At 70.0% G+C, this 12,576-nt stretch carries 9 protein-coding genes; 8 read left to right on the top strand and 1 reads right to left on the bottom strand.

The features are described from left to right. Window positions 1-102: 102 nt before the first annotated feature. Complete coding sequence (locus tag H293_RS0110815) at window positions 103-1,905, bottom strand: glycoside hydrolase family 15 protein (RefSeq protein WP_020117893.1); 1,803 nt, start codon at window positions 1,903-1,905, stop codon at window positions 103-105. A 469-nt stretch (window positions 1,906-2,374) separates the two neighbouring features. Here H293_RS0110815 and H293_RS0110810 point away from each other — a divergent pair, with 469 nt between their 5' ends. From H293_RS0110810 to scpB, 8 genes are all read left to right on the top strand, one after another. Further along, window positions 2,375-4,039, top strand: a complete 1,665-nt coding sequence (locus H293_RS0110810) for a CTP synthase (RefSeq protein ID WP_020117892.1) — start codon at window positions 2,375-2,377, stop codon at window positions 4,037-4,039. Between the two features lie 85 nt (window positions 4,040-4,124). Continuing rightward, the gene (locus H293_RS0110805) at window positions 4,125-4,751 is read left to right on the top strand and encodes an NUDIX domain-containing protein (RefSeq protein ID WP_020117891.1); all 627 of its coding nucleotides are present in this window, start codon (window positions 4,125-4,127) and stop codon (window positions 4,749-4,751) included. A 285-nt stretch (window positions 4,752-5,036) separates the two neighbouring features. After that, a complete protein-coding gene (locus tag H293_RS0110800; RefSeq protein WP_020117890.1) occupies window positions 5,037-7,100 on the top strand; it encodes a tetratricopeptide repeat protein in 2,064 nt (687 codons plus the stop codon). A 144-nt stretch (window positions 7,101-7,244) separates the two neighbouring features. Continuing rightward, on the top strand, window positions 7,245-8,360 hold the full coding sequence (ald, locus tag H293_RS0110795; RefSeq protein ID WP_106968299.1) for an alanine dehydrogenase: 1,116 nt from the start codon (window positions 7,245-7,247) through the stop codon (window positions 8,358-8,360). Between the two features lie 413 nt (window positions 8,361-8,773). Then, the gene (locus tag H293_RS0110790; RefSeq protein ID WP_020117888.1) at window positions 8,774-9,904 is read left to right on the top strand and encodes a ParA family protein; all 1,131 of its coding nucleotides are present in this window, start codon (window positions 8,774-8,776) and stop codon (window positions 9,902-9,904) included. Then, window positions 9,889-10,461 (top strand): hypothetical protein, encoded by a 573-nt coding sequence (locus H293_RS0110785; RefSeq protein ID WP_028807735.1) that lies wholly within the window; start codon window positions 9,889-9,891, stop codon window positions 10,459-10,461. Before H293_RS0110790 ends, H293_RS0110785 begins: the two co-directional genes overlap by 16 nt. Window positions 10,462-11,097: 636 nt before the next feature. Continuing rightward, window positions 11,098-11,934 (top strand): segregation and condensation protein A, encoded by an 837-nt coding sequence (locus H293_RS60010; RefSeq protein ID WP_020117886.1) that lies wholly within the window; start codon window positions 11,098-11,100, stop codon window positions 11,932-11,934. Beyond that, window positions 11,931-12,575 (top strand): SMC-Scp complex subunit ScpB, encoded by a 645-nt coding sequence (scpB, locus tag H293_RS0110775; RefSeq protein ID WP_020117885.1) that lies wholly within the window; start codon window positions 11,931-11,933, stop codon window positions 12,573-12,575. The genes H293_RS60010 and scpB overlap by 4 nt, the downstream gene beginning before the upstream one ends. Window position 12,576 lies beyond the last annotated feature (1 nt).

Raw genomic sequence — 12,576 nt, 5'->3', positions numbered from 1 at the left:
CCCCTTTCGTGCAGGGGCTGATGGGTCCCAGCCTAGGCGGGCAGCGGCCCGCGGTCCTGTTCGGCCGCGGGCCGTCACGGCCTCGTAAGAACTCGTGCGGGTTCAGCCGCCGTACGCCCCCGACGCCGTCAGACGCAGGGCCGTGTCGATGAGCGGGACGTGGCTGAAGGCCTGCGGGAAGTTGCCGACCTGGCGCTTGAGACGCGGGTCCCACTCCTCGGCGAGCAGACCGAGGTCGTTGCGCAGGGCCAGCAGCTTCTCGAAGAGCTTGCGGGCCTCGTCCACGCGGCCGATCATCGCGAGGTCGTCCGCCATCCAGAACGAGCAGGCCAGGAAGGCCCCTTCGTCGCCGGGGAGGCCGTCGACGTTCTCGTCGCCGCTGGTGGTCGGGTAGCGCAGGATGAAGCCGTCCGACGTGGACAGCTCGCGCTGGATCGCCTCGATGGTGCCGATGACCCGCTTGTCGTCCGGCGGCAGGAAGCCCATCTGCGGGATCAGCAGCAGGGAGGCGTCCAGCTCCTTCGAGCCGTACGACTGCGTGAAGGTGTTGCGTTCCTTGTCGTAGCCCTTCTCGCACACGTCCCGGTGGATGTCGTCGCGCAGTTCGCGCCACTTCTCCAGCGGGCCGTCCGCGTCTCCGGACTCGATCAGCTTGATGGTGCGGTCCACGGCGACCCAGGCCATCACCTTGGAGTGCACGAAGTGGCGGCGCGGGCCGCGCACCTCCCAGATGCCCTCGTCCGGCTCGTCCCAGTGCTGCTCCAGGTAGCGGATCAGCTTGAGCTGGAGCAGGGAGGCGTAGTCGTTGCGGGACAGGCCCGTCATGTGGGCCAGGTGCAGGGCCTCGGTGACCTCGCCGTACACGTCGAGCTGGAGCTGGTGTGCGGCGCCGTTGCCGACCCGGACCGGCGCGGAGTTCTCGTATCCCGGCAGCCAGTCCAGCTCGGCCTCGCCCAGTTCCCGCTCGCCCGCGATGCCGTACATGATCTGCAGGTTCTCGGGGTCGCCGGCGACGGCCCGCAGGAGCCACTCGCGCCAGGCGCGGGCCTCCTCGCGGTAGCCGGTGCGCAGCAGCGAGGACAGGGTGATGGCCGCGTCGCGCAGCCAGGTGTAGCGGTAGTCCCAGTTGCGGACGCCGCCGATGTCCTCGGGCAGGGAGGTCGTGGGGGCCGCGACGATGCCGCCGGTGGGGGCGTACGTCAGCGCCTTGAGGGTGATCAGCGAGCGGATCACCGCCTCGCGGTACGGGCCGTGGTACGTGCAGTGCTCGACCCACTCGCGCCAGAAGTCCTCGGTCGCCTCCAGCGACTGCTCGGGCTCCGGGAGCGGGGGCGGCTGCTTGTGCGAGGGCTCCCAGGAGATGGTGAACGCGATCCGGTCACCCGGGGCGACCGTGAAGTCCGAGTACGTCGTCAGGGACTTGCCGTACGTCTCGCACTCGGTGTCGAACCACACCGAGTCCGGGCCCGCCACGGCGACCGTGCGCCCCTCGTGCTTGTGGACCCACGGCACGACACGGCCGTACGAGAAGCGCATCCTCAGGGCCGAGCGCATGGGCACGCGGCCCGAGACGCCCTCCACGATCCGGATGAGCTGGGGAGCGCCGTCACGCGGGGGCATGAAATCGGTCACCCGGACCGTGCCGCGTGAGGTGTCCCACTCGGATTCCAGGATCAGGGAGTCGCCGCGGTAGGTGCGCCGGGCCGCGGTGGGTGGCTCGGCGTCGGCCGCGTGCGCGGGGCCGAGCCGCCAGAAGCCGTGTTCCTCGGTGCCCAGCAGGCCGGCGAAGATGGCATGCGAGTCGAAGCGGGGCAGGCACAGCCAGTCCACCGTGCCGTCCCGGCAGACCAGGGCTGCGGTCTGCATGTCTCCGATGAGTGCGTAGTCTTCGATGCGCCCGGCCACGTGCAACTCCAGTCGAACGGCCACGTCACCCCCTGAAGGAAAGGGGGCTGTCGCTTGGTGCGGTCAAGGGGGTCGTTGTAATGCGTCGTTGAGCGGTGAAGCAAAACAGTCCTGCCGCTGTGAGGCAAAACGACAATTGTTGCTCAACGAACTGACGAGCTCTCGTTGTTCCGGCACTTACGGGTGGGGGTGGTCCCGAGTTTCCGGCCGGGCTCGGCAGTGAGTGTCCGAGCAGGATACGACGCACGTAGATGATCTGTGTGCCGCTCCGGACAACGCGGCTGGGCCGAACGGGTGAGCAACGGGTGAGAAGCGGGTGCGTTCGTGCGGGTCCGTGTCCGTGTGTGTGCGGAGCGTGGCCGGAAGCCATCTCCCCGAGGCGCTGATACCCTGGTAGCCCGTGGACCGGTGGGCGTCTGACCCCCGAACCGCACCTCAAGATCGCGACCACGGGAGCCCCCTCTTGGCCATGACCGCTGCTTTTCGAAACAGCACAGCCACGACGACCAAGCACATCTTCGTCACTGGGGGTGTCGCCTCCTCGCTCGGCAAGGGGCTGACCGCCTCCAGCCTTGGCATGCTGCTCAAGGCGCGGGGCCTGCGCGTCGTGATGCAGAAGCTCGACCCGTACCTCAACGTCGACCCGGGCACGATGAACCCCTTCCAGCACGGTGAGGTGTTCGTCACCAACGACGGCGCCGAGACCGACCTGGACATCGGCCACTACGAGCGCTTCCTCGACCGTGACCTCGACGGCTCCGCCAACGTCACCACCGGCCAGGTCTACAACACGGTGATCGCCAAGGAGCGGCGCGGTGAGTACCTGGGCGACACCGTGCAGGTCATCCCGCACATCACCAACGAGATCAAGCACCGCATCCGGCGTATGGCGACCGACGAGGTCGATGTCGTCATCACCGAGGTCGGTGGCACGGTCGGCGACATCGAATCGCTGCCGTTCCTGGAGACGGTCCGCCAGGTCCGTCACGAGGTCGGCCGTGACAACGTCTTCGTCGTCCACATTTCCCTCCTGCCGTACATCGGCCCGTCGGGAGAGCTGAAGACGAAGCCGACCCAGCACTCGGTTGCGGCCCTGCGCAACATCGGTATCCAGCCGGACGCCATCGTGCTGCGCTGCGACCGCGAGGTCCCGACCGCCATCAAGCGCAAGATCTCGCTGATGTGCGACGTCGACGAGGCCGCCGTGGTCGCCTGCCCCGACGCCCGATCGATCTACGACATTCCGAAGACCGTGCACGGCGAGGGCCTGGACGCCTATGTCGTTCGCAAGCTGGACCTGCCGTTCCGGGACGTGGACTGGACGACCTGGGACGACCTGCTCGACCGCGTCCACAACCCCGACCACGAGATCACCCTCGCCCTGGTCGGCAAGTACATCGACCTGCCCGACGCCTACCTCTCGGTCACCGAGGCGCTGCGCGCGGGCGGCTTCGCCAACAAGGCCCGCGTCAAGATCAAGTGGGTCACCTCCGACGACTGCAAGACCCCGGCCGGCGCCAAGGCGCAGCTCGAGGACGTCGACGGCATCTGCATCCCGGGCGGCTTCGGCGACCGCGGTGTGCTCGGCAAGGTCGGCGCGATCAAGTACGCCCGCGAGAACAGGATCCCGCTGCTCGGCCTCTGCCTCGGCCTGCAGTGCATCGTGATCGAGGCCGCGCGCAACCTCGCCGACATCCCGGACGCCAACTCCACCGAGTTCGACTCGGCCACCGGCCACCCGGTCATCTCCACCATGGCCGAGCAGCTCGACATCGTCGCCGGCGAGGGCGACATGGGCGGCACCATGCGGCTCGGCATGTACCCGGCCAAGCTCGCCGAGGGCTCCATCGTCCGTGAGGTGTACGACGGCAAGGAGTACGTCGAGGAGCGGCACCGGCACCGCTACGAGGTCAACAACGCCTACCGCGCCGAGCTCGAAAAGAAGGCGGGCATCCTGTTTTCCGGCACCTCGCCGGACGGCAAGCTCGTCGAGTACGTCGAGTACCCGCGCGACGTCCACCCGTACCTGGTCGCCACGCAGGCCCACCCCGAGCTGCGCTCGCGTCCGACCAGGCCGCATCCGCTGTTCGCCGGCCTGGTGAAGGCGGCGGTGGAGCGGCAGAGTTCCAACTAGCACGACAGTTGTACGGTGGCCGGGGCGCGCGCATTCAAAGAGCGAGCGTCCCGGCTTCTTTTGCGCACGTGGGGAAGGACAGGGCATGACGATCGAGGACACCCCGGAGGAGTGGGAGATCCGGGCGACGAAGACCCCCTTCGTGGGCAACAAGACCTCCGTCCGCACGGACGAGGTGGTCATGCCCGACGGGTCGGTGGTCGGCCGCGACTACCAGGTCCACCCGGGCTCGGTGGGCGTCCTCGCCCTCGACGACGAGGACCGGGTCCTGCTCATCCGGCAGTACCGGCACCCCGTACGGCAGAAGCTGTGGGAGATCCCGGCGGGGCTGCTGGACGTGCCCGGTGAGAACCCGCTGCACGCGGCCCAGCGCGAGTTGTACGAGGAGGCCCACGTCAAGGCGGAGGACTGGCGGGTGCTGACCGATGTCTACACCTCGCCGGGCGGCTGCGACGAGGCGATCCGGATCTTCCTGGCCCGGGGGCTGTCCGAGGCCGACGGCAAGCGCTTCGAGGTCGAGCACGAGGAGATCGACCTGGAGTACGCGCGCGTGCCGGTCGCGGAGTTGGTGCGGGGAGTGCTGGCGGGGGAGCTGCACAACAACTGCCTTGTGGTGGGGGTCCTGTCGTTGGTCGCCGCGCGGGCCTCCGGCGGGTTGGACCAGTTGCGGGCGGCTGAGGCGGAGTGGCCGGCGCGGCCTTTTGAGGCTTGAGTTTCTGCGGGGTTCGCCGTTCGGGGTGCGGTCCGTCGCGGGGTGACGGTCGCGTCGTGGCTAGTCGCGCCCCGCGGCGGAGCCGCAAATCGACACAGCCCCGCGCCCCTGCCGCCGGTGCTGCCGAACCCGGCGATCCTATGAACCGTTGATCCGATCAGGGGACTCTCCGGCCCCCACCGCCGCGCTCCGCCAGGAACGTTGCAGAGCGTGAACTAGGCTTTTGGTGCCCGAACCGGGGTCACCGGCGGGCTTTGCGCGTGCGGTGGGACGGGAGTGTGGCCCGTGACGGATCAGGCGGTGGACGCAGGCGGCGTACGGTTGTCCGGCGAGGACCGATTCCTGGGTCGGACACGGGAGTTGAAGGAGTTGCGCGCCGACATCGAGCGGGCGGGACTCGACACGCTCTCCGGCAGAAAAGCCCCCCGCGCGCGCGTGCTGCTCATCGCGGGGCGCCCCGGGTCCGGCCGTACCGCACTCGCCGAAGAACTCGTCCGGGTGGTCGCTGACCGTTACGACGACGGGGTGCTGCGCGTCCGGCTGAGCGAGCCCGACGGCACCCCCGTACCGGTCGGGAACGCCGCCCGGGAACTGCTCTCAGCGCTCGACGTACGGGCACCCGCCGGAGCCGCAGAGGACGACCTCACGGCGGTGCTGCGCGAGGCCCTCGCCGAGCGTCGCGCACTGCTCCTGCTCGACGACGCGGTGGCCGCGGAACAAGTGGACGCCCTGCTTCCGGATACCCCGGAGTGCCTGGTCGTGGCCGTGTCGGGAGGTCCGCTGACCGGGATCGCGGACGTCCGCCCGTGCACCCTCGGCGGGCTCGACACCAAGTCCGCGCTGGAACTGCTGTCCCGGCACACCGGGTCGGTCCGGATCACCGTCGACCCCCGTGCCGCCGAGGGGCTCGTCGAGGAGTGCCAGGGCCACCCCGCCGCGCTGATGCTGGCCGGGGGCTGGCTCGCCGCCCGGCCCAAGGCGGCCGTCTCCGATCTGGCCAAGCAACTGCATGCGGAGAGTGACGAAGGGAGCCCGCTCAGCCGGGTCTTCAAGCTCGTCTACACCTCCCTGCCCGCCGCGGCCGCCCGGACCCTGCGCCTGCTCTCCCTCGCCCCCGCCGGCCTCCTCGACCCGCACACCGCCTCCGCGCTCGCCGGCTGCTCGGTGAGCGGTGCCCGCTCCACGCTGGACGACTTCGTCGGGCTCGGTCTGCTGCACGCCGTGGACTCACCGCTGCCGCAGTACGAGGTCCCCGGCTGTCTGTACCCCCTGCTCAAGGCCCTCGCCGACACCCAGGACCGCCCGGCCGAGCTCCAGCTGGCCCGCGCCCGCATGCTGGAGCGGACCGTACGGCTGCTGCAGTCCTCCCGCGCGATCACCGAGACGGACAGTCCCGACGCCCGCGAGAAGCTTCAGGCCATGCCGAACTCGGTGCGCTTCCCGACCCCCCGGGCCGCCGAGGACTGGCTGCGCATCCGCAGGCCGGCCCTGCTCGCCGCGGCCCGCCTCGCGGTCGCCGACGGGGAGCTGGACACCCTGGCCCGGCGCCTGATGTCGCAGCTCGTGCGCACGATGGTGGCCCACTTCGGCATGAAGGCCGCCGCCCCCGACCTCTACGGCATCCACGGCCTCGTCCTGGACGTGGCCGAGCGGCGCGGCCTGCCCCGCGAGAAGGCCGCCGCCCTGCTGAACCTCGCCGACCTGGACGCCCAGACCGGCCGCACCCGGGAGGCGCTCACGCGCTATCGGGCGGCCCTGGACGCCGGACGGGAGGCGAACGACCCGTACGCGACCTGCCGCGCGATGGAATCCGTAGGCGGCGCGCATCTGGAGCTCGGGGACTACGACCGGGCCGCCGACTGGTTCGGCCGGGCTCTCGCCCAGCGTCTGGCCCGGGACGAGCGCGCGGAGGCCGCCCGGCTGTACGGCCGTATCGCCGCCGCGCACACCTGTGCGGGCCACTACGGCGAGGCGGTCAGGAACTGGCGGGCCGCGCTCGCCGGACACCGCAAGGAGGGCGATGTCGCGGCCCACGCACGGGCGTTGAGCGAACTCGCCCGGGTCCAGGAGTACGCCGGACACCCCGAGGAGTCGCTGCGCACCTGCCAGGAGGCCGTGGAGTGCGCCCGCCGCGCCGAGGACGTCCGGCTGCTGGCCGCGCTCCAGCTGCGGCTCGCGGACACGCTGGACCGCCTCGGCGATCCCGCGGCCGCTCAGCTGCACCGCGGCGCCGCCGAGCGGCTGCTGGGGGAGGAGCTTTCCCAGGAGGAACCCGCCTCTCAGCAGGCCGAGGATCCGAAACATGATGCTGATGCCTGCGAAATCCGTAGTACATCCGCTGAAGATTGATGCAATGAAAGGCTAGACAGCGGGAACACCTTTATTAGACTGGCTCTGCCGCACCTTCTCCTGCGGTGTCTCCTGGTGTGCTCACGCATGCCCGGGTATGTGTTGTATTGCCCCACACACTCTGAGCCAAGGACCGTGATCCACGTGAAGGTCGGCATCCCCCGCGAGGTCAAGAACAACGAGTTCCGGGTGGCCATCACCCCCGCCGGTGTGCACGAGCTGGTGCGCCACGGCCACCAGGTCGTCATCGAGCGCGGCGCCGGCGTCGGCTCCTCCATCCCGGACGAGGAGTACGTCGCCGAGGGCGCACGGATCCTGGACACCGCCGACGAGGTGTGGGCCACCGCCGACCTGCTGCTGAAGGTCAAGGAGCCGGTCGCCGAGGAGTACCACCGCCTCCGCAAGGACCAGACGCTCTTCACGTACCTGCACCTGGCCGCCTCCAAGGAGTGCACCGACGCGCTCATCGAGTCCGGCACCACCGCGATCGCCTACGAGACCGTGGAGCTGCCCTCCCGCGCCCTCCCGCTGCTGGCTCCGATGTCCGAGGTCGCGGGCCGGCTCGCCCCGCAGGTCGGCGCCTACCACCTGATGCGCTCGGTCGGCGGCCGCGGTGTCCTGCCCGGCGGTGTCCCCGGCACCCAGCCCGCGCGGGCCGTCGTCATCGGCGGCGGGGTCTCCGGCTGGAACGCCACGCAGATCGCCGTCGGCATGGGCTTCCACGTCACGCTGCTCGACCGCGACATCAACAAGCTGCGCGAGGCCGACAAGGTCTTCGGCACCAAGGTCCGGGCGATCATGTCCAACGCCTTCGAGCTGGAGAAGGCCGTCCTGGACGCCGACCTCGTCATCGGTGCCGTGCTCATCCCGGGCGCCAAGGCCCCGAAGCTGGTCACCAATGAGCTCGTCTCCCGGATGAAGCCCGGAAGTGTCCTTGTCGACATCGCGATCGACCAGGGCGGCTGCTTCGAGGACTCCCGGCCCACCACCCACGCCGAGCCGACCTTCCAGGTCCACGACTCGGTCTTCTACTGCGTCGCCAACATGCCGGGCGCGGTGCCCAACACCTCGACCTACGCGCTCACCAACGCCACGCTGCCCTACATCGTCGAACTGGCCGACCGGGGCTGGGTGGAGGCGCTGCGCCGCGATCCCGCGCTGGCGAAGGGTCTCAACACCCATGACGGCAAGGTCGCTTACCGGGAGGTCGCCGAGGCGCACGGCCTGGAGCACACCGAGCTCGAGACGCTGCTCGGCTGAGTCCGTGACCTGGGCCGATAGCTAAGTCACCTTTTCGTAAAGGCGATACGTCAACAAGGCGCGTCAACGAGGCACATGCGGCCGGACCTTGCCCCACAAGGTCCGGCCGGATGTGTGTATGGTCACTTTGCGACTCTCGGTCAACTCGCGTCGAACGTAACCCTTGAACCGATTCGTACACCGGCGAAACCTGCCGTGCGACTGCCGTACGCCCTTGACAGCGGGATGTTTCATTGCCGACACATCCTGCCGGGTCCGGCGGATTGTGTTGCTGTGAACACCCGACACGCCATAGAGTCGCCAACCGTCGGCATGGTGCCACGCTGACCTTGTCTAGAAGTTTCCTGGTCACCAAGGAGGTAAGACGACTTGTGAATGAGTCGACATTTTCTCCCGGGGGTGGTCAACCAGGAATGCCTGCCGGGGCCCAGAGCCCCGCAGGGTTCGAGGCTGTCGGCTCCGTCGCGGTGCGCACCTTCGCAGCCCACCAGAGTCGTCCGCAGACCGTGCGGACAGCACACCAGAGCATGGATGGCCATCACGTGAACGCCATGGCCGGCGACGGAAGTGGCGCGCCCCACAACCACTTCGCCGACTACGACGAACTGCCCGAGGGGCACTTCTACGACCCCGACGCCGAGTACGAGCCGGATCCGGAGTACGCGGCCACGCTCGCGCCCGACGCGGCCCGTCAGCGCCGTGAGCGCGTCGGTCCGACCGGACGCCCGCTGCCGTACTTCCCGATCCCGGGCCCGCTGACCGACCACGGCCCCGCGAAGATCATCGCGATGTGCAACCAGAAGGGCGGCGTGGGCAAGACGACGTCGACCATCAACCTGGGTGCCGCGCTCGCGGAGTACGGCCGGCGCGTGCTGCTCGTGGACTTCGACCCGCAGGGCGCGCTGTCGGTGGGTCTCGGTGTCAACCCGATGGAGCTCGACCTCACCGTCTACAACCTGCTCATGGAGCGGGGCATGGCGGCCGACGAGGTCCTGCTGAAGACCGCGGTCCCCAACATGGACCTGCTGCCGAGCAATATCGACTTGTCGGCGGCGGAGGTCCAACTGGTCTCCGAGGTCGCCCGCGAGTCGACATTGCAGCGCGCCCTGAAGCCGCTCATGGCCGACTACGACTACATCGTGATCGACTGTCAGCCCTCGCTCGGCCTGCTCACGGTCAACGCCCTGACGGCCGCGCACAAGGTGATAGTGCCTCTGGAGTGCGAGTTCTTCGCCCTGCGTGGTGTCGCACTGCTGACGGAGACCATCGAGAAGGTCCAGGAGCGGCTCAACCCGGAGCTGGAGCTCGACGGGATCCTCGCCACGATGTACGACTCGCGCACGGTCCACAGCCGTGAGGTCCTGGCCCGTGTGGTCGAGGCGTTCGACGACCACGTCTACCACACGGTCATCGGGCGCACGGTGCGCTTCCCGGAGACCACGGTCGCCGGTGAGCCGATCACCACGTACGCCTCCAACTCCGTCGGTGCCGCCGCCTATCGCCAGCTCGCCAGGGAGGTGCTCGCCCGGTGTCACGCCGAGTGAGTCTGCCGGGGGCCGACGAACTGTTCCGTACGACAGGGGGGATGGCGCTCCAGGCGTCCACCCCCCGGCGGGGGGCCAACGGCGAGGCCCGGGTACCGGCTCCCGCGGGGGAGCCGGACGGGGCCGAGGACGCGCCGCACTCCGTGCCCGCACAGGGCGGGGACGGCGACGGGGCCGAGCATGTGGCGGCCGACGCCGAGTCCGCGGAGGCGGGCGAGTCCCGTCTCCGGGCGGCCGCCGCGGAGCGCTCCGCGCGACGTCAGGAGGCGCAGGAAGGTTCTGCCCAGGCCTCCGGCGGTGCGCAGCCGCGCGGCAAGCGCGGCCGGTCGCCCGCTCGGCGGCCCAGTGGGCGCGAGCGGCACGACGAGAAGATCACCGTGTACGTGTCGGCCGAGGAGCTCATGGATCTGGAGCACGCCCGTCTTGTGCTCCGGGGCGAGCACGGGCTGGCGGTGGACCGCGGGCGGATCGTGCGCGAGGCGGTCGCCGTGGTGCTGGCGGATCTGGAATCCCGCGGAGACGCGAGCATCCTCGTCCGCCGGCTGCGTGGGCGGTAGCGGTAGCCTGCGGGGGCTATGACCTCGAACGACGTTCCCCCCGGCGCCGGCGCAGCTGCCGGTCGTCGGCGTGTGCTGGGGCGGGGGCCGGGCGCTCCGCGGGTCGAGCCGGGTGCGGCGCCGGTCCCGGATGGAACGGAGACCGAGCTTCCGGAGCCTGGGACTGTGCCGGTGCCGGCATTCGCCGAGCCAGAGGCCGTTGCCGGGGCTGAGGCTGTTCCGGAGCTGGAGGCGGGCGCCGAGCTGGCCCCCGGGGCCGTCACGGAGCCTGAGCTTGTCCCTGGGGCCGAGGCTGCTCCTGTGCCTGGGGGTGTGCCTGCGGCTGAGGCCGTCCCGGAGTTCGAGACGGACGCCGAGCCGGACTCTGAGGCCGAGTTGGAGCCTGGGGTCGCGCCGGGGCCTGAGGTTGTCCCTGAGGCCGAGGCCGGCTCTGTGTCTGAGGACGTCCCCAGCTCTGAGCCCGTTCCGGAGGCGGACGCCGAGCCTGAGTTCGAGGCCGAGTTTGAGCCTGAGGTCGTCCCTGGAGCTGAGGCTGTCCTTGGGGCTGAGGCCGTCCCGGAGTCGGAGGCGAGCACTGAGTCGGAGCCGGAGTCCGAGGCGGAGCCTGAGGCTGTTCCTGGGGTCGAGGGCGGTCCTGTGGTCGGGGCTCAGGGCGAGCCCGAGGCCGACGGGGTCTTCAAGGTTCGGCTCGCCAACTTCGAGGGACCCTTCGACCTCCTCCTCCAGCTGATCTCCAAGCACAAGCTGGACGTCACCGAGGTCGCGCTCTCCAAGGTCACCGACGAGTTCATGGCGTACATCCGGGCCATGGGGCCGGACTGGGACCTCGACGAGACGACCGAGTTCCTCGTCGTCGCCGCCACCCTCCTCGACCTCAAGGCGGCCCGGCTGCTGCCCGCCGCCCAGGTGGAGGACGAGGCCGACCTGGCGCTCCTGGAGGCCCGGGACCTGCTCTTCGCGCGGCTGCTGCAGTACCGCGCCTACAAGCAGATCGCCGACATCTTCAACCGGCGGCTCGACGAGGAGGCATGGCGCTACCCCCGTACCGTCGGACTCGAACCGCACCACGCCGACCTGCTGCCCGACGTCGTCATCAGCATCGGGTCCGAGGGGTTCGCGGAGCTCGCCGTGAAGGCGATGCAGCCCAAGCCCAAGCCGCAGGTGTACGTCGACCACATCCACGCGCCCCTGGTGAGCGTCCAGGAGCAGGCCGGGATCGTGGTCGCCCGGCTCAGGGAACTCGGTGAGGCCAGCTTCCGTCTGCTGGTGGAGGATGCCGACGGCACCCTGACCGTCGTGGCCAGGTTTCTCGCGCTCCTTGAGCTGTACCGGGAGAAGGCCGTGGCGCTGGACCAGGAGACCGCCCTCGGCGAACTGCTCGTGCGGTGGACCGGCGGTGCGGGGGAGGCCGAGCCGATGGTGACCGACGAGTTCGACCGACCGCCCGAGCCGCCCAAGGAGGACAAGGCGTGAGCGAGGACACCACCGAGGCCCCGGCGGGACCGCCGAGCGTCGCCGACCTCGATCTGAAGCCGGCCCTGGAGGCCGTCCTGATGGTCGTGGACGAGCCCGCGACCGAGGAGCACCTGTCGAAGATCCTGGAGCGCCCGAAGCGGCAGATCACCAGGGCGCTGCGGGAACTGGCGGGCGAGTACGCCGCTCAGGGGCGCGGTTTCGAGCTGCGGCACGTCGCGAACGGCTGGCGGTTCTACACCCGGGCCGCGTACGCCCCGGCCGTGGAGCGGTTCGTCCTGGACGGCCAGCAGGCCCGGCTCACCCAGGCGGCGCTGGAGACGCTGGCGGTGGTCGCCTACCGTCAGCCGGTCAGCCGCAGCCGGGTCTCCGCGGTGCGCGGAGTGAACTGTGACGGTGTGATGCGCACCCTGCTCCAGCGGGGCCTGGTCGCGGAGGCGGGCACGGAACCCGAAACAGGTGCGATCCTGTACGTGACGACGAACTACTTCCTGGAGCGGATGGGCCTGCGCGGTCTGGACGAGCTCCCGGAGCTCGCGCCCTTCCTCCCGGAGGCGGAGGCGATCGAGGCCGAGACCCAGGAAGCCGTACCGTCGTTCGATCCGGACGCTCCGGATTCCGAGGACCCAGACGACGACTAGA

The organism is Streptomyces canus 299MFChir4.1, assembly GCF_000383615.1.
Taxonomy (GTDB): domain Bacteria; phylum Actinomycetota; class Actinomycetes; order Streptomycetales; family Streptomycetaceae; genus Streptomyces; species Streptomyces canus_C.
This window is presented reverse-complemented; position numbering and strand designations above follow the sequence as displayed.